The following is a 17,091-nucleotide window of genomic DNA, read 5'->3' as shown; positions in this document are numbered from 1 at the left end:
GTCATTGCGTCAGGCGAGTGCGTCCAGATGGTAACGGCGCATCCAGTCCAGGCTTGTCTCGTCGGCGAGCTTTGCGACACCGGGCCTGACATCCTCGGCATTGGGGGCTCGAACGCCCAAGGCTTCGCAGATGCCCAGCAATGCCGCGGCCGGGTCGGCGGAAAGGCGTTCGTAGCCAACCCGCAGCGGCGTGATGCCTTGCTCCGCGAACCACCTGTTCCAGGCTCGATCATAGGCCTCCAACTCGGTGAGCTCAGCCTTGATGCGCTGAAAGTCATACTGCGGTTGCTCCGGAAGCCCGACTCTCTCGATCTCGGTCCCATCGGGAGCGACGTGCCAAAGGCCGGTTTGCCGTGCCTTCACCAGGGAGACAGCTTGCGCGAGCTTGTTCTCGCGCGACAAATGTATGTAGAGAACACGGCCAAAGGCCATTTCGAAACGCGCTCTGTCCGACGCAAGCCCGGGGAAAATCTGGTCGAGTATGGCTGAAAGCTCGTCCAGGTTTTCACGCATCAGGCGCAGGCCGAAGACATCCGTCCCGCCCTTGCCGGCCCCGCCCTTGCCGGCAATGATAGCCGCGTTGAGATAGGCGACGTTGAATTCAAGCTCGCCCATTGTGTCGCGACCGGGCAGCTTCCAATCCTCTACCCACTCCGACATATCCCGCCGCCGGTAGAACGAGTGAGGATCGCCGGCAGTCCGGGTGGACGCCAGGAGCTTGCACAGCAAAGTGCTGCCGGTTCTCGGCGTACCGCAGATGATGTATGCATCGAACATCCCGCTGCCCTTGTCCTCATCGCAGGCAGGGCAATCCCGGCCAATCCACGTCCCTATAGGCGAAATTGTTGCCGGATGCGAAGGGCGCATTAAAGCGGGGTGAGCAGGCTGGTGTCGACTTCCAGAGGATGTCCGGGAATTCGACCACCTGTGGTCGAAAATCAATGTGGGATTCGGCCGCTACAGTGTCATTACCGGTTGCGCACCACCACGCAGGCGCCGCCGACGCTCTGCAATTTCTGGCAGATGACATTGGCGACGGCACGGTCGTCCACCCCGATCCTGACGGCATAGATGCCGCGCCGGCCCATCGGCGTGCGCACCCGGCTGACCACCGGATCATGGCTGGCAAGCAGGGCCGGAAACCGGCTTCTCACGCGCAGCCACTGGTTGATCGCGGCGCCGCGGCGAAAATTGCCGGCCACCTGGATGCCCCAGGGCTTCACGTTGATCGAGGCCATCGCCACGGTCCGCGACATGATCACCGGCAGCTTGCGGCAGGCGACGGCGAAATCCGTCTTGGCGTCGAGCGGCTCGACCTTTCCGCCATAGGCACGGTCGGAGAACTTGTCGACCGGTTCGCCCATGATGTCGAAGACATAGCTCTCGGTCTCCATCGGCAGGAAGCCGCCCGAAGCCAGCCAGCGCGACACCCGGTTTTCGCCGGCATTGTAAGCGGCGGCGGCGAGGCCAAGATTGCCATAGCTGGTTTTCATTTCAGCCAGGTACTTCGCCGACGCCGGGATCGCCTGGGTGATGTCGAAGGAATTTTCGAGCCCCCGCATCTTGGCGGTGCCTGGCATGAACTGGGCGATGCCCTCGGCGCCGACCGGGCTGACGGCGTTAGGATCGAAACGGCTTTCCTTCCAGATCAGCCGGGCGAAGAAATCCCTGGGCAGGCCGTTCTGGTCGGCATAGGCCTGGATCAGATTGCAGACCCTGTCGATCAATCTCTGCTTGGCCGATTGCGGCGGGTCGGCCTGAACAAGCGCCGGCCAGCCCAGCCCACATAACACGATCAGCGTCGCCCAGGGGAAACGCTGCATTGGACTTACTCTGCCGCGGCCTTGCCGCCGCGACCGAACCGCTGCTCGATATAGTCGGCGACCATTTTCTCGAAATCCGCCGCGATCGAAGGGCCGCGCAGCGTCGCCGCCTTCTTGCCGTCGACGAAGACGGGCGCCGTCGGCGTCTCGCCGGTGCCGGGCAGCGAAATGCCGATATCGGCATGCTTGGATTCACCTGGCCCGTTGACGATACAGCCCATCACCGCGACTTTGAGGTTCTCGACGCCAGGATATTTCTCGCGCCACACCGGCATGTTCTTGCGCAGGTCCGCCTGGATGTTCTGCGCCAGTTCCTGGAACACGGTGGAAGTCGTGCGGCCGCAGCCGGGACAAGCCGCGACGATCGGCACGAACTGCCGGAAACCCATGGTCTGCAGCAATTCCTGCGAAACCTGCACCTCGCGCGTGCGGTCGCCATTGGGCTCCGGTGTCAGCGAGATGCGGATGGTGTCGCCGATCCCTTGCTGCAGGAGAATGCCCATGGCGGCGGACGAGGCGACGATACCTTTCGAGCCCATGCCGGCTTCGGTGAGCCCCAGATGCAGCGCATGGTTGGAGCGGGTAGCGAGTTCCGTGTAGACGGCGATCAAATCCTGCACGCCGCTGACCTTGGCCGACAGGATGATCTTCTCTCGGGCAAGGCCGATCTCTTCGGCCATCTCGGCCGACAGGATCGCCGACTGCACGATCGCCTCGCGCGTTACCTCCTGCGCCGTCAACGGGAAACCCTTGTCCTGGTTGTCGTCCATCAGCCGCGTCAACAGATCCTGGTCGAGCGAGCCCCAGTTGACGCCGATACGCACCGGCTTGTCGTGCTTGATCGCCATTTCGACGATCGCCGCGAACTGCCGGTCCTTCTTGTCCTTGAAGCCGACATTACCGGGGTTGATGCGGTATTTGGCCAGCGCCTCGGCGCAGGCCGGATGATCGGCCAGAAGCTTGTGGCCGATATAGTGGAAATCGCCGACCAGCGGCACATCGATGCCGAGGCGCTGAAGCCGCTCATGAATATGCGGCACGGCGGCGGCGCTCTCGTCGCGGTCGACGGTAATGCGCACGATCTCGGAGCCGGCACGGTGCAGCGCCGCCACCTGCGCCACCGTCTGGTCGACATCGGCCGTGTCGGTATTGGTCATCGACTGCACGACAACGGGCGCGCCGCCGCCGACGACCACGCCGCCGACGTCGACGCCGACCGAGGTGCGGCGGGGGAAGGGAAAGGAAAAATATCCGGTCATGCCGGCAGCCTTTTGTCTCTGAAGCGCCATGCACCCACGTGGACGCATAGGGCGCTCCGGGCCTATACGCTGAAGTCCGGGCATGAGGTGGAGGAGCAAAGATCGCTTGTCAATGGCGATAGGTCGCCACTGGCAGCAATTGAGCCTCGCGACGGACCTGAAAACAGGGCGCGACCCAGCGCGGCCGAGACATGGAACGTATGAGAGGATATCGGCTACCGGCTTGTAGCGCAGCGCTCAAAGCTCACCACGCCGGCGGCTTTTACCGCCGGCAAGCAAGACCGCAAGAGGTGAGCGGCTATATCAGGTGAGGGTCAATGCGTGGTCGGTTGCGCCCTGAGTTTCTCAATCGCATCCTTGATTGCCAGCTTGCGTCGCTTGAGATTCACGATTTCGAGGTCGTCCACCGACGGGTGGTTCATCGCGTCATCGATTTCACGTTCAATGTCGCCGTGTTTCCGCTGCAACTCATCAAGATGGGATGCAAGAGACATGATTGGTTCTCCCTTTCATGGTTTCCTCGATTGCAGCCGTCAAAGGCACGTCCACCGCAGGTCGCTTCTGTGACGGCACGGTGACACTGTGCCACCTTCGGACAGCGATGTCGAATGATCCGTGGTAGCATTCCACGACAATGTGAAATGTGGTATGGGCTGCGCGCCGGTGGCAGAAATTTGCCGCCCCCGCCCAATCAGGCCCAGTTTTGGGTGCCGCAGACGTGCAGACGGTAAAGAATGTCCGATCAGGAACAGGCCGATATTCGCCTCGAATTTTCCCGGCTGAAGCAGGAACACGCCGATTTCGACGCGGCGATCAACGCGATGATCGCCATGAATTGCGACCCGCTGCAGATCCAGCGCATGAAAAAAAAGAAGCTGGCACTGAAAGACCGGCTCATGAAGCTGGAAGACAAGATCATTCCCGACATCATCGCTTGAGGCGCGTTCGCCTATCCTGCGATCGAGAGCCTGGCCGCGCGGTCGCGCAGCAGGCCGATGAGGCTGCCGGTCCGCTCCTGCGACGTATCGATCGGGACCACCAGGCACATCGTCGCCTCGACCTTGCCTGGCGCTGAAAAGACCGGCACGGCAAGACATTTGGTGTAGGCATCGACCAGACCCGAGGTCACGCAGTAGCCGGTGACGCGCGCCTTGGCGATGTCGGCGATAAAATCGTCGAGCCGCAACTTGCGGCCGTCGGGCAGCACGAGATCGTCTTCCGATACCATGCCTTCGATCGCGGCCCTCTCCAGCCCCGCTAGAAGCAGCCGGCCGGACGCGGTCCAGGGCAGCGGTATCTGCAGGCCAGTGGCCGAGCTGATGCGGAACGGCCTGCTGCCCGGGCTTGAATGGACGATGGTGTAGCGGCCGCTCTGCAGCATGCACAATTCCGAGGTCTCGCCCGTCTCGCGTGACAGATTGTCGACCTCCTGGCGCCCGCGCCGCAGCAGGTCGTTGCCGCGCACATAATCCATTCCATAGAGATAGAGCTTCTTGCCGAAATAGACGCGGTTGCCATCGCCGGCCATTTCCAACAGGCCAGCATCGACCAGCGATCGCACCAGCGTATAGGTCGTCGAGCGGGGTGCGTTCACCCCCTTGGCAAGATCGCCGATCCCGATCGCCCTCTGCGTCGTGTGCAGAAACTCCAGAATCTCGAGCACCCGGTTGAGGCCCTTTTCACGGGAGCCCGAGATCTTCTCGCTGTCTGAAACAGCCAAGGCACTGCCATCTTGCATTGTCGATTCCTGGTGTTAGTATCTGTCTTGTACAGGATACATGCGTCTCTTGTAAGAGACAATCGGAATGATCACTGTCGCGTGTATGACCTGTGCGTAGGGGAACACAACATGAAGGGAGGTCGCCGTGAACGACACATCCGGAAGACGTGATTTTCTGAAATTGGGAATGGCGGGACTTGCGACGGCCGGCGTGCTGGCAACCGTCGATGCCCAGAAGGCCGCCGCCCAGGCCGCATCCGAAAGCCTGCTGCGCACCGTGCTCGACCGCGGCAAGCTCATCGTCGGCACCGGCAGCACCAACGCGCCCTGGCATTTCGAGAACGACGCCGGCGAATTGGTCGGCATGGACATCACCATGGGGCGGATTCTGGCCAAGGGGCTTTTCGACGACCCGACCAAGGTCGAGTTCGTCATGCAGGATCCGGCGCAGCGCATTCCCAACGTCACCACCAACAAGGTGGACATCACCATCCAGTTCATGACGATGACGGCGCAGCGCTCGCAGCTGATCAACTTCACCAGGCCATACTATGTCGAGGGCGTTGCGCTGCTGACGCTTCCCAGCGCCGAGAACAAGACCTTCGACAAGCTGCTTGCCGGCGGTTCGGCGACGCGCATTTCCATCCTGCAGAATGTCGATGCGGAGTCCTCTGTCCACTTCGCCTTGCCGCAGGCGCAGGTGATGCAGATCGACACCCAGGCCAACGTGCTGCAGGCGCTGGAATCCAAACGGGTCGACGCCGCCGCGGTCGATCTCTCCACCGTGCGCTGGCTCGCCTCGCGCAATCCGGACAAATATTTCGATGCCGGCAAGAGCTGGTATTCGATGCTCTATGGCGCCGCGGTCCGGCAAGGCGATCTGGACTGGCTGACCTTCGTCGACCAGACCTTCACCATCGCCATGTTCGGCCACGAGACGGCGCTATACGACGCCGCCTTCAAGCAATATTTCGGCCAGGAGCCGCCGCCGCGCCACCCCGGCTTCCCGGTCATCTGATCCAGCAGGCGGAAGGGGCGGCACCCTTTCCGCCTGGCTTCTTCCGACGCCCTTCACACCGAGGCGAACGCATGGGCTATGCCCTCAACTTCAACCTGATCTGGCGGCACTTCGACAAGCTGTGGGGCGGCCTGCTGCTCAGCCTCGAGCTTGCCGTGATCTCGATCGCCATCGGCATCGTCATCGGGTTGGTGCTGGCGGTCTGGTATGTCTCGGCCGGGCGCGTCGTGCGTGCGACGATCGCCGCCTATGTCGAATTCATCCGCAACGTGCCGCTGATCCTGCTCGTCTATCTCGTCTTCTACGGCCTGCCGACCGTGGTGGACCTTGCCTACAGCGCGCCGACCTCGTTTGTCCTGACGCTGTCGGTCTATAGCGGCGCCTATCTGGTCGAGGTGTTTCGCTCGGGCCTCGAGGCTGTTCCACGCGGCCAGCTCGATGCCGGCAAGGCCATCGGTCTGACGCCCTGGCAAAGGCTGCTCCACGTGCGTCTGCCGACCATGCTGCGCATCACGCTGCCGGCGCTCTCCAACACCTTCATCTCGCTGTTCAAGGACACCTCGATCGCCTCGGTCATCTCGGTGCCGGAACTCACCTACGGCGCCCAGTGGATCAACTTCAACACTTTCCGCATCGTCGAGGTCTACCTGGTCACCACGGCAATGTATCTGGTGACCGGCTATACGCTGCTTTTCGCGCTGAGACTCGTCGAGCGCCGGTTCAGGGCGGCGCGCTGAGATGCTGAGCCAGATCCTCTACGCCCTGCCCTTCCTCGCCCAAGGCTTCGCCGTGACCCTGTGGGTGTCGCTGCTGGTCGTGGTGCTCTCGCTCATCGCCGGCGTCCTGCTCGGCGTCGGCCTGGTCTATGGCCCTGCCCCGTTGCGCTGGGCGGTGCGCATCTTCTCCGATACGATCCGGGGCATTCCGATCCTGGTGCTGATGTTCTTCGTCTATTACGGTCTGCCGGCGATCGGGCTTCATCTGCCGTCCTTCTGGGCCGCGGTGCTGGCGCTCGCTCTGTTCAAGACGGCGCAGGTGGTGGAATATGTGCGCGGCGCCGTCGCCTCCATTCCCAAGGGCCAGTCGGAAGCGGCGATGGCCATCGGGCTGACCTTCCCCCAGCGGCTCACCTCGGTCATCTTTCCGCAGGCCTTCAGGCGCTTCCTGCCGCCCTGGATCAACGGCGTCACTGACGCGGTCAAGGGCAGCGCGCTGGTCTCGCTGCTCGGCATCACCGACCTGATGCAGGCCATCAACCAGGTCATCGGCCGCACCTATGAGGCGATGCCGCTCTATATACTGGGCGCGCTCATCTACTTCGCGGTCAATTACGCGCTTTCGCTCGCCAGCCGGCGGCTCGAGCGGCGCTTTGCCTTCATCCGGGAATAGCACCATGTCCGACGCCACAAACGCCAGTCCCGCGCTGCTCGACGTGCGCGATGTCTCCAAGGCCTTCGGCGCCGTGGAGGTTCTGCGCTCCGTCAGTCTTCAGGTGAAGCGCGGCGAGGTGGTGACGGTCATCGGCCCCTCGGGCAGCGGCAAGACCACGCTGCTGCGCTGCGTCAACTTCCTCGAAAGCTACGACAGCGGCTCCATCCGCATCGACGGCAGGGAGGTCGGCTATCGCGAGGCTGGAACACGGCAGCGCCGCAGCGAACGCGACCTTGCCGCCATGCGCGCCGAAACCGGCATGGTGTTCCAGAGCTTCAACCTGTTTCCGCACCTGACGGCGGCCGGCAACATCATGCTTGGGCTCACCAAGGTGCGCGGAAAGAGCCAGTCCGAGGCGCGCAAGGCCGCCGAACACTGGCTCGGCCGCGTCGGCCTCGCCCACAAGGCCGACAGCTTGCCGGCGGAGCTGTCCGGCGGCCAGCAGCAGCGTGTCGGCATCGCGCGCGCCGTGGCGATGGAGCCGAAGATCCTGCTGCTCGACGAGATCACCTCCGCCCTCGACCCCGAACTGGTCGGCGAGGTGCTGGCCGTCGTGCGCAGCCTTGCCGAGGACGGCATGACCATGCTGATGGTGACGCACGAAATGGCCTTTGCCCGCGATGCTTCGAGTCGCATCGTCTTCATGGCCGATGGCGGCGTCAGCGCCGTCGGCCCGCCGAAAGAGATCCTCGCGGCGGAGACCAGCAACGAACGCCTCCGCACCTTCCTGGCGCGCTTCCGCGCCTCGCATTTCTGACATTGGACGGCCGACGCCGCTCATTTTTGAATATCGGATGGCTGAAGCCAACCAAGGGAGCCTTCTTCCATGACGCCTTATACCCGGCTTGCCGAACTCGGCCTGACGCTGCCCGAGCCGCCGATCCCCATAGCCAATTTCGTCACCCATGCCGAGAGCGGCCGGCTGATCTTCCTGTCCGGCCAAGGGCCGCTGCGCGCCGACGGCACGCTTTGCACCGGCAAAGTCGGCGAGGATGTGAGCGTCGAGCAGGCGTATGAACATGCCCGCCTGACCGGGCTCAATCTGCTTGCGGTCATGCATGCCGCCGCCGGCGATCTCGGCCGTATCGTGCGCGTCGTCAAGCTGCTCGGCTTCGTCAACGCGACGCCGACCTTCAGCGACCACCCGAAGGTGATGAATGGCTGTTCGGACCTGTTCGCCGATGTCTTCGACAAGGTCGGCGGCCACGCGCGCTCGGCGATTGGCGTCGGCTCGCTGCCTGGAAACATCACGGTCGAAATCGAGGCGGTCGTCGAGATCGCCGCCTGACCTGCCACACACGGGATCCACTCACATGAAGACCTATTCCGATAACGGCTCCAACACCACCATCCGCGAACGGCTCGGCTTGCGGCCGATCATCAATGTTTCCGGCACCATGACCACGCTCGGCGCATCCATCATCGTCCCCGAGGCGATCAGCGCCATGGCCGAAATCGCCTCGCAATGGGTGGAGATGGACGATCTGCAGCGTGCCGCGAGCACGGTTGTCGCACGCCTCACCGGCGGCGAGGCCGGTTTCATCACCGCCTGCTGCGCCAGCGGCATCACCATGGCGATCGCCGGCGCGATGACGGGAACCAGCCTGCTCGCCATCGAGCGCCTGCCCGACGACACCGGCGAGCTCAAATCGGAGGTCGTCATCCAGCTAGGCCACATCGTCAATTACGGCGCGCCGATCGACCAGTCGGTCCGCGTGGCCGGCGCCAAGGTGGTGCCTGCCGGCACTGTCAGCGTGACGCAGGACTATCACGTGCGCGAGGCGATCAACGACCACACCGCGGCGGGCCTTTACGTCGTTGCGCATCACACGGTGCAGTACGGCATGCTCTCGCTGGAGCAGTTCTGCGAGATTTGCCACGCCAGGGGCGTGCCGGTGATCGTCGATGCCGCTTCCGAATACGACCTGCGCGGTTTCCTGGCACGCGGCGCCGACATCGTCATCTACAGCGGCCACAAATTCCTGAGCGGGCCGACCAGCGGCATCGTCACCGGCCGCAAGAACCTCGTGCGTGCCGCCTATCTGCAGAACCGCGGCGTCGCGCGCGCCATGAAGGTCGGCAAGGAAAGCATAGCCGGCACCATGGCGGCACTGGAGGCCTGGGAGAAGCGCGATCACGCCGGTATCCGCCGGCGCGAGGAAGCCGTGCTCAATCTCTGGAAAGGCGCTTTGCAGGGCCTGCCGGGCATATCAGCCGAGATCATCCCCGATCCGACCGCCAATCCGCTCGACCGCTTGCAGGTCTTCGTGCGGCCGGAAAGCCGCTTCACCGCCGCCGGCCTTGCCTCGGCGCTGGCCGCGGGTTCGCAGCCGATCATCGTGCGCAACCACGAGGTCGAGCGCGGCCATTTCTTCCTCGACCCCTGCAACCTTCATCCCGGCGAAGCAGACATCGTCGCCGAACAGCTACGGGCCATACTGACCGCGAAGGATCGTCCAGCCGACGCGATGAAAGCCGCGCGCAAGGATTCATCAGGCGCTTTGCGCTGGCCGGATTGACTGCCAGACACCGACCACCGGTAAAATTCACCGGTTGCATCAGGCCGATCACGCGACTGTGAACCGGCGGCGGGAATAAATTGGGGTCGCGACAAGTCTCCTCGGCATGCGCCACTGCTGGCGCTGAGGAGATCGGCATGGCCCATCGCGCGGACGGCGGCAAATATGGTCGCGGCTTCAGCCGTCGCCATATGCTGGCGTGCATGAACGTCACCGCTCTTTCCCCTACGGCGCCCCGCCTTCACGTAGCGCTTGACACTGGTGACGCAGATGAATTCACTTTCGCCACAGCAGGCGGCGTTGCCTGTTTCGGCGGGTCTCGCCCGCGCAGGCAGGACGAAATCAGCGTCCTTGCTTGAAAGCGCACGGCCTGTTCCTCCCGGAGTATCGGATTATGGTGCTGCTTTGAGCGAGAGGGCCCTGGCGCAACGCTTCAACGAGGTGGTGCTGCCGCATCTCGGCGACGCGCTGTCACTTGCCCGCTGGCTGACCGGCAACGCCGCCGATGCCGAGGATGTCGTGCAGGATGCCTGCATCAAGGCGCATGCCGGCATATCGGGCTATGCCGGCGGCAGCGCCCGCGCCTGGCTGCTGACCATCGTGCGCAACACCTCCTACACCTGGATGTCGCGCAACCGGCCGCGCGCCATTATGGCCGTCGGCGACCTCGGCGATCTCGACGACATGGCGGCGGCCCATGGCACCAGCCTGCCGGACGAGGATGGCCCGGAGGCGAGCCTGATCGCCAGGGCCGACACGGCCGCACTAGAAGCGGCGATCGCGGCGCTGCCGCAGCCATTTCGCGAAACGCTGGTGTTGCGCGACATCAACGGCCTCAGCTACCGCGAGATATCGGCCATGCTCGACGTGCCGATGGGCACGGTGATGTCCAGGCTGGCGCGCGCCCGCGGCCTGCTTGCGTCCGACCTGGGGAGAGCGCCATGACCAGCCATGACGATGGACTGCCCAATGATCCCGAAGGTATCAGGCTTATGATCCACGCCCTTGTTGACGGAGAACTCGATGCCGCGGCCGCCCTTGCCGTGGAGCGCCGCATCGCCGCCGACCCCCGGCTTGCCGCCGAACATGCCCGTATCGTTGCCTTGCGCGCCACGGTCAGTCGTTTGCCGCGCCCCGACGTCAGCGACGCCTTCCGGGCCCGTATCGCGGCGATCGGCATGGCAGCCACCGAACAGCAGGAGCAAGCCGAGGCGACAGAGCCACAGCAGCGCGCACCGTTGGCGCCGCCGGGATCGATTGTGGGCGCCGGCGCGGGCCAGAGACGGGAAGCCGGGACACGCCCGTCCCAGACGCGGTCGTCGCCGGGGGCACGCCGCTTCGGCTCGTTCGACTGGCGCGCTCTTGCCGCGTCTATCATGATCAGCGCCGTGCTGGCCAGTGGAGCCACGCAATGGGTGATGCAGAGCGGCGCGGATGACGGCTTTGCCGCGGCCGTCGCCAGCGGCCATCGCCGCAGCCTGCTTGCCGCCAGCCCGACCGACATCGTCTCGTCCGATCGCCATACGGTCAAGCCGTGGCTCGATGCCCGCATCGGCGTGTCGCCGCCGGCGCCGGACCTTGCCCAGGACGGCTACGCGCTGATCGGAGGTCGGGTCGAGGTGATATCAGGCCGGCCGGTGCCGGCACTGGTCTACCGCCACCGCGAGCACCTGATCACGCTGGTCGCCGAACCGCAGCAGCGCGGCAGCGTGACCCAGCCCAACGACCTTTCCTCGGGCGGCTTCTCGATGGTGCAATGGAGCGACGGCGCCTTCTCCTACTGGGCGATCTCCGACATGGAGCGGCCGGAACTCGACGACTTCGTCGCCCGTTTCCGCAAGGCGGCGGTATGACCCAGTTTCAGGAAAACGGCCCAAACGATCCTTGTGGACGCGAGCATTCGCGCCGCCGACGGCTGGGAAGACCGGCGGTCGCTGGTTCGGTCGCCTGAACAGGAGCTGCCCATTCGGGCAAGAAACGCCGCGCGGCGCGCAGTCCTCGCCGGCAGCTATTTCATCCGGTTATTCTCGTTGCCGGCCTATGAGGCTCTCGCCAGACACTTGATGAAGTAACATCGGCGCGGGTTTGCCGGGACGCGGCCAACGCTGCTCATCCTTGCCGTCGCCGCCGAATTCCGCTAATGCGCGCCTTTGTCGCCGGGGAGCAGAAGCTTGGACGATCAACGCGCCGACGTCGCCATCATCATGGGCAGCCAGTCCGACTGGGCGACCATGCGCCAGGCCGCTGAAACGCTGGAAGCGCTTGGCATCCCGCACAAACGGCTGATCATCTCGGCACACCGGACCCCCGACCGGCTCTATGACTTCGCCAAGGGCGCAAAGGCGGCCGGCTACAAGGTGATCATCGCCGGCGCCGGTGGCGCCGCCCACCTGCCCGGCATGACAGCCGCCATGACGCCGCTGCCGGTATTCGGCGTGCCGGTGGAATCGAAGGCGCTGTCGGGGCAGGATTCGCTGCTCTCGATCGTCCAGATGCCGGCCGGCGTTCCCGTGGGAACACTGGCCATCGGCAAGGCGGGGGCTGCCAATGCCGCCCTGCTGGCAGCCGCCGTGCTGGCGTTGAACGACGACAAGCTCGCCCAGCGGCTCGATGCCTGGCGCGCCTCGCAGACCGCCAAGGTCGCGGCTGAGCCGACGGATACGCCATGAGCCTGCCCGCCGGATCGACCATCGGCATCATCGGCGGCGGCCAGCTCGGCCGCATGCTGGCGATGGCGGCCGCCCGTCTCGGCTACCGCACGGTGGTCCTGGAGCCGCAGCCGGATTGCCCGGCCGCCCAGGTCGCCAACCGGCAGATAACGGCCGCCTATGACGATCCGGCCGCCCTTGCCGAACTGGCGGCGGCAAGTTCCGTTGTCACCTATGAGTTCGAGAATGTTCCGGTTGCCGCGGCACAAGCGCTCGCCGCCAGGGTCGCGGTCTATCCGCCGGCACGCGCGCTGGACGTGGCGCAAGACCGTGTGAGCGAGAAAACATTCCTGAATGGCATCGGCATTGCCACCGCCGATTTCCGGCGGGTCGACACTGACGACGAATTGACGGCGGCGCTGAAGGCATTCGGCGGCAGCGGCATCCTGAAGACCCGGCGCATGGGCTATGACGGCAAGGGCCAGCGCGTCTTCCGCAACATGGAAGCCGGCGGCTTCGCCGGCACCTGCGAGGCGATGGGCAATGTGCCGCTGATCCTAGAAAGCTTCGTGCCGTTCGAGCGCGAGATCTCGGTGATCGCGGCGCGCGGGCTGGACGGCACGGTCGCCGCCTATCATCCGGCCGAGAATGTGCACCGCAACGGCATTCTCCACACATCGACCTTGCCGGCTGCCGTCATGCCCAAAACGGCTGAGGCAGCACAGGCAGCGGCGGCGAAGATCCTGTCGGCGCTCGACTATGTCGGCGTCATCGGCGTCGAATTCTTCGTGCTGGCGGACGGTTCGCTGCTCGCCAACGAGATCGCGCCGCGTGTCCACAATTCCGGCCATTGGACCGAAGCCGCCTGCATCGTTTCGCAGTTCGAGCAGCACATCCGCGCCGTTGCCGGCCTGCCCCTCGGCAGCCCGGACCGCCATTTTGATTGCGTGATGGAAAACCTGATCGGCGACGACGTGCTGCGCGTCCCAGCCCTGCTCGCCGAGCCCGGCCTGATGCTGCATCTCTACGGCAAGGCGGAGGCAAGGCCCGGCCGCAAGATGGGTCATTTCACCCGGATCGGCCGCCGGTAAAGCCGCTCACGCACGCCCTGCAATGGCTGCCCAAGGCCGGCAAACTACTCCACCTCGTCACTGTCGTCGGGACTGGCGCAGCTCGCATCGCCCTCCTGGCAATTGGCCGAGGCGGCGAGCTGCTTGATGCGCTCGTTGGTCAGCCTGGTCAGGCATTGCGAAACCTCCAGCGCATGGATGGAGCCGCCCTGACTGGCGGCCGTGGTATGCGCGCATTCGACGTCGCGGAAGGCGATCCAGGCGCGCTGTGCCGCCTGCAGCAATCTCTTGTCATCGGCATCGTCGGAGCCGATCAGGTCCTGATAAGCCTTGTTGAGCCTGGCGTCGGCCGCCTGGTAGTCCTCGCCGGCACAGATGTTCATCATCTGCTGGCTGTCGTCGGAGCGGTCGCATTCCTGGGCGCGGACGGCTGCGGTCGCCGCCAGCACGACCAGCCAGGCATACAGGAATGTTCGGCGCATGCTCGTCCCCAAATCACTTCAAATCTACGGCATCATTCCAGCCGGCCCGGAACCGTGCAATGCCGCAGGGCCGACATGGCGGATATTTGATGATATTGGGATGCGCGGCATGCTTGCGGTTGACTCACGGTTGACATGGGCAAGCCTCCTCGTTTATGAGCCACCCACCGTTCAAAAGGCGCGTCTTCTGGCGCGCCTTAAAATTTCGACCCGGGACCGGGTCCACATCGACAGGCAAGACCATGAAGATCAAGAATTCGCTCAAGGCGCTGAAGGCGCGTCACCGCGACAACCAGCTGGTTCGCCGCAAGGGCCGCGTCTACATCATCAACAAGACCGCCCCGCGCTACAAGGCGCGCCAGGGCTGAGCTTTCGGGTGGAGGCTGACCGCCTCCGCCATTGATGCTTGTCGGCCTGCCGACCGTTCTCACGCAAAATCACTTTGATGTTCCGCCGCCCGGGGACTAGAGTCGGGCGATGCGGATTCTTTTTGCATTTCTGATCGCGTTGCCTGTTTCTTTGTCCGTGCCCGCCTTGGCGGACGATCAGGCCACCGCACCGGCGGCCCCGGAAGCTCCGGCCGCGCCGCTGACGAAACAGGCCCGGCTTGACAAGCTGTTCGCCGACCTCAAGCGCGAGCGCAATGAAAAGGCCGCCGAACGCATCGCCGGCAATATCTGGAACGAATGGTTCCACTCCGGCAGCGCTTCGATCGACCTGATGATGCAGTGGTCGCAAAAGGCGATCGAGAACCAGAAATTCGACGTCGCGCTCGATTTCCTCGACCAGGTGGTGATCTTGCAGCCGACCTATGCCGAAGGCTGGAACCGGCGCGCCACGGTGCATTTCATGATGAAGAACTACAGCAAGTCGATGTCCGACATCGATCATACGCTGCAGTTGGAGCCCCGCCATTTCGGCGCGCTTGCGGGCCTGGCGCAGATCATGGCTTTGACCGGCCATAAGCAATCGGCGCTCGAAGCCTGGCAGAGGGTGCTGGCAATCTATCCGATGATGCGCAGCGCCCAGAACCAGGTCGCCACCCTTTCGGAAGAGCTCGCCGGCGAAGGAATTTGACTAGGCAGTAGCGAATGGGGATTAGGCAGTAAGCTGAGATGCCCTTTCCCCTACCGCCTACCGCCTACTGCCTACTGCAGAATCTCCATGAACCTTCTCTACACCGCCTTCGCCTTCCTTCTGGCGCTTGTCTTCGTCCTTGTCGGCGTCACCCGGATCGGCTCGTGGCTGATCGAACGCCGTAATCCGTCCATCGGTGAATTCGCCGACATCCGCGGCGCCCGTATTCACTACGTCCATATTCCCGCCCCCGCCGACGCGGACCTGCCGCCGGTCGTCTTCATTCATGGCGCCAGCGCCAATCTCAGGGATCAAATGCTGCCGCTGAGGCCGCTGCTGGAAGGCCGCGCCGAAATGCTGTTCTTCGACCGGCCGGGATTCGGCTGGTCCGGGCGCGGACCGGGCACCAATGAAGACCCGTCGGCGCAGGCCAATACCCTCGCCGCGCTGATGGATCATCTGCGCATCCGCAAGGCAGTCATCGTCGGCCATTCCTTCGGCGGCGTGGTGACATCGGCATTCGGCTTCGAACATCCCGACAAGATGCTCGGACTGATCTTCCTGGCGCCGGCGACCCATCCGTGGCCGGGCGGCGCGACATCTTGGTACTACGACCTGACCATGCTTCCGGTGATCGGCCGGCTGTTCTCCGAAACGCTGACCTATCCCGCCGGAACAGTGCGGATTGCCGATGCCACGACCTGCGTCTTCTCACCCAACAAGGTGCCGGACGACTATATCGACAAAGCGTCGATCCCGCTGGTGCTGCGGCCGGCAGCCTTCCGCGCCAATGCCAGCGATGTTGCCGGGCTCTACCGCTATGCGCTCGGCGCCGCGCCACGCTACAACGAGATCAAGGCGCCGACCGTGGTCATCTCCGGCGACCGGGACAAGGTCGTCTACGCTCACATCCATTCCGTCGGCCTGGTGCGCGACATCGCCGGCGCCGAACTTGTCTGGGTGGGCAATCTCGGCCACAAGCCGGACTGGATCGCCCCTGACCTCGTCGTCGGCGCCATCGAAAAGGTCGCCGGCAAGGACATCGATCTTGAGGCGATGGCCAGGGCAGTGGAAAGGCGGATCGCCGGCGACGCCGACGGGGCGGGCCGATGTGCCGATATCAAGCTGCCGGAGACCGAGCTTGCACCGACCTGAGGCGGGAAGATGCCTCCTCAGGCAGGCAGCGCCACAAGTTAGATCACCAGCAGCGGCGTTTTGCCGGGAACGCGCTGGTAAAGATCCATGACGTCCTGATTGAACATGCGTACGCAGCCGGACGAAGCGGATTTGCCGATGGACTTCCAATCCGGCGACCCGTGAATGCGGTAAAGCGTGTCGACGCCATCCTTGAAGATGTAGAGAGCGCGAGATCCGAGCGGGTTGCTGACGCCGGGCTCCATGCCCTGGCGCCATTTTTCCAGCTTCCGATCCCGGCGGATCATAGCCGAAGGCGGCGTCCAGGTCGGCCATTTGCGTTTCCACTGGACGATCGCACGTCCCTTCCAGGAATAGCCCTGGCGACCCAGGCCGACGCCATAGCGCATGGCCTTGCCACCCTTGAGCACCAAGCAGAGGAACTTGTCGGTCGTATTGACCACGATCGTTCCAGGTTTCTCGCCCGTCGGATCGTCGACCATCTGTCGCAGAAACCGTTCGTCGACCTTGGTGAAGGGTATAGCCGGCAACGCATGGCCGCCATCCCCGACCGCGCTGTACATGCTCGCATAGTCGGGCGACACCGGGCCCATGATTTCAGGCGCGGCCTGTTCGATCGGCGCCTTTTCCGGTGTCGGCTCAAGCGGCGCGGGATTGAAGGAACTGGCCGCGCTGATCGGCTGTCTGGGCATCTGGGCATAGGCCGAGATCGCCGAAACCCCGACAAGCGACAGCCCGGTCAGCAGCGACCGCGCGAAACGAGAGATGACATTGAAGTACACTTTCAAAATGGGAGATGCTGGCGGGTAGGGCGACTGTTAGCGCCACTCGACCGCGTCTTGTAGAGGCGATCACGGCAAGCCCGTGTCCAGACAGAGGCCAGGACCAT

21 protein-coding genes are annotated in these 17,091 nt (G+C 64.1%); 14 read left to right on the top strand and 7 right to left on the bottom strand.

All coding sequences use genetic code 11. The features are described from left to right. Positions 1-9 precede the first annotated feature (9 nt). The 4 genes from FJ548_RS11955 to FJ548_RS11940 form a co-directional block, all read right to left on the bottom strand. Positions 10-777, bottom strand: coding sequence for a Stf0 family sulfotransferase (locus tag FJ548_RS11955; protein WP_181168779.1), 768 nt, complete (start codon positions 775-777; stop codon positions 10-12). A gap of 191 nt (positions 778-968) precedes the next feature. After that, complete coding sequence (locus tag FJ548_RS11950; protein WP_140777957.1) at positions 969-1,823, bottom strand: lytic transglycosylase domain-containing protein; 855 nt, start codon at positions 1,821-1,823, stop codon at positions 969-971. Positions 1,824-1,828: 5 nt separating this feature from the next. Beyond that, complete coding sequence (gene ispG / locus FJ548_RS11945; RefSeq protein ID WP_140608173.1) at positions 1,829-3,082, bottom strand: flavodoxin-dependent (E)-4-hydroxy-3-methylbut-2-enyl-diphosphate synthase; 1,254 nt, start codon at positions 3,080-3,082, stop codon at positions 1,829-1,831. Between the two features lie 314 nt (positions 3,083-3,396). Beyond that, positions 3,397-3,576 carry a YdcH family protein gene (locus FJ548_RS11940; protein WP_140608175.1) on the bottom strand — a complete coding sequence of 60 codons (180 nt, stop codon included), beginning with the start codon at positions 3,574-3,576 and terminating at the stop codon, positions 3,397-3,399. Positions 3,577-3,816: 240 nt separating this feature from the next. Between FJ548_RS11940 and FJ548_RS11935 the strand changes: the two genes are divergently transcribed. Continuing rightward, positions 3,817-4,020 (top strand): YdcH family protein, encoded by a 204-nt coding sequence (locus FJ548_RS11935; RefSeq protein ID WP_140550905.1) that lies wholly within the window; start codon positions 3,817-3,819, stop codon positions 4,018-4,020. Positions 4,021-4,031: 11 nt separating this feature from the next. On the opposite strand, the gene FJ548_RS11930 is transcribed toward FJ548_RS11935, so the two are convergent. Then, a complete protein-coding gene (locus tag FJ548_RS11930; protein WP_140608177.1) occupies positions 4,032-4,820 on the bottom strand; it encodes an IclR family transcriptional regulator in 789 nt (262 codons plus the stop codon). 169 nt (positions 4,821-4,989) lie between these two features. Between FJ548_RS11930 and FJ548_RS11925 the strand changes: the two genes are divergently transcribed. From FJ548_RS11925 to FJ548_RS11880, 10 genes are all read left to right on the top strand, one after another. Beyond that, positions 4,990-5,820 carry a transporter substrate-binding domain-containing protein gene (locus FJ548_RS11925; RefSeq protein ID WP_181165550.1) on the top strand — a complete coding sequence of 277 codons (831 nt, stop codon included), beginning with the start codon at positions 4,990-4,992 and terminating at the stop codon, positions 5,818-5,820. Positions 5,821-5,891: 71 nt separating this feature from the next. Further along, positions 5,892-6,557 carry an amino acid ABC transporter permease gene (locus tag FJ548_RS11920; RefSeq protein WP_140608181.1) on the top strand — a complete coding sequence of 222 codons (666 nt, stop codon included), beginning with the start codon at positions 5,892-5,894 and terminating at the stop codon, positions 6,555-6,557. 1 nt (position 6,558) lies between these two features. Continuing rightward, positions 6,559-7,209, top strand: a complete 651-nt coding sequence (locus FJ548_RS11915) for an amino acid ABC transporter permease (RefSeq protein WP_140777956.1) — start codon at positions 6,559-6,561, stop codon at positions 7,207-7,209. Between the two features lie 4 nt (positions 7,210-7,213). After that, a complete protein-coding gene (locus FJ548_RS11910; RefSeq protein ID WP_140608185.1) occupies positions 7,214-8,008 on the top strand; it encodes an amino acid ABC transporter ATP-binding protein in 795 nt (264 codons plus the stop codon). Between the two features lie 69 nt (positions 8,009-8,077). Then, complete coding sequence (locus tag FJ548_RS11905) at positions 8,078-8,539, top strand: RidA family protein (RefSeq protein WP_140608187.1); 462 nt, start codon at positions 8,078-8,080, stop codon at positions 8,537-8,539. A 25-nt stretch (positions 8,540-8,564) separates the two neighbouring features. After that, positions 8,565-9,770: an aminotransferase class V-fold PLP-dependent enzyme gene (locus tag FJ548_RS11900; protein WP_140608189.1), complete on the top strand. Its 1,206-nt coding sequence runs from the start codon at positions 8,565-8,567 to the stop codon at positions 9,768-9,770. A gap of 405 nt (positions 9,771-10,175) precedes the next feature. Then, a complete protein-coding gene (locus tag FJ548_RS11895; protein WP_140608191.1) occupies positions 10,176-10,715 on the top strand; it encodes a sigma-70 family RNA polymerase sigma factor in 540 nt (179 codons plus the stop codon). Then, positions 10,712-11,623, top strand: coding sequence for an anti-sigma factor (locus FJ548_RS11890; protein ID WP_140608193.1), 912 nt, complete (start codon positions 10,712-10,714; stop codon positions 11,621-11,623). Before FJ548_RS11895 ends, FJ548_RS11890 begins: the two co-directional genes overlap by 4 nt. Before the next feature lie 318 nt (positions 11,624-11,941). Next, positions 11,942-12,439 (top strand): 5-(carboxyamino)imidazole ribonucleotide mutase, encoded by a 498-nt coding sequence (purE, locus tag FJ548_RS11885; RefSeq protein ID WP_140777955.1) that lies wholly within the window; start codon positions 11,942-11,944, stop codon positions 12,437-12,439. Beyond that, a complete protein-coding gene (locus FJ548_RS11880; RefSeq protein WP_140777954.1) occupies positions 12,436-13,509 on the top strand; it encodes a 5-(carboxyamino)imidazole ribonucleotide synthase in 1,074 nt (357 codons plus the stop codon). Before purE ends, FJ548_RS11880 begins: the two co-directional genes overlap by 4 nt. A 44-nt stretch (positions 13,510-13,553) precedes the next feature. On the opposite strand, the gene FJ548_RS11875 is transcribed toward FJ548_RS11880, so the two are convergent. Next, positions 13,554-13,970, bottom strand: coding sequence for a lysozyme inhibitor LprI family protein (locus FJ548_RS11875; protein WP_140777953.1), 417 nt, complete (start codon positions 13,968-13,970; stop codon positions 13,554-13,556). Positions 13,971-14,212: 242 nt separating this feature from the next. On the opposite strand from FJ548_RS11875, the gene ykgO reads away from it, so the two are divergent. The 3 genes from ykgO to FJ548_RS11860 all read left to right on the top strand — a co-directional run bounded on the left by ykgO (position 14,213) and on the right by FJ548_RS11860 (position 16,202). After that, positions 14,213-14,338, top strand: a complete 126-nt coding sequence (gene ykgO, locus FJ548_RS11870; RefSeq protein ID WP_006327841.1) for a type B 50S ribosomal protein L36 — start codon at positions 14,213-14,215, stop codon at positions 14,336-14,338. A 109-nt stretch (positions 14,339-14,447) separates the two neighbouring features. After that, complete coding sequence (locus tag FJ548_RS11865) at positions 14,448-15,047, top strand: hypothetical protein (RefSeq protein WP_140777952.1); 600 nt, start codon at positions 14,448-14,450, stop codon at positions 15,045-15,047. Positions 15,048-15,134: 87 nt separating this feature from the next. Then, on the top strand, positions 15,135-16,202 hold the full coding sequence (locus FJ548_RS11860; RefSeq protein ID WP_140777951.1) for an alpha/beta hydrolase: 1,068 nt from the start codon (positions 15,135-15,137) through the stop codon (positions 16,200-16,202). Between the two features lie 38 nt (positions 16,203-16,240). Here FJ548_RS11860 and FJ548_RS11855 read toward each other — a convergent pair whose 3' ends face one another. Beyond that, positions 16,241-16,894 carry a L,D-transpeptidase gene (locus FJ548_RS11855; protein ID WP_140777968.1) on the bottom strand — a complete coding sequence of 218 codons (654 nt, stop codon included), beginning with the start codon at positions 16,892-16,894 and terminating at the stop codon, positions 16,241-16,243. Positions 16,895-17,091: the final 197 nt, after the last annotated feature.

It is taken from the genome of Mesorhizobium sp. B2-4-17 (assembly GCF_006441275.1).
Taxonomy (GTDB): domain Bacteria; phylum Pseudomonadota; class Alphaproteobacteria; order Rhizobiales; family Rhizobiaceae; genus Mesorhizobium.
Note: the sequence above shows the minus strand (reverse complement) of the source record. Positions and strands in the feature narration are given on the sequence as shown.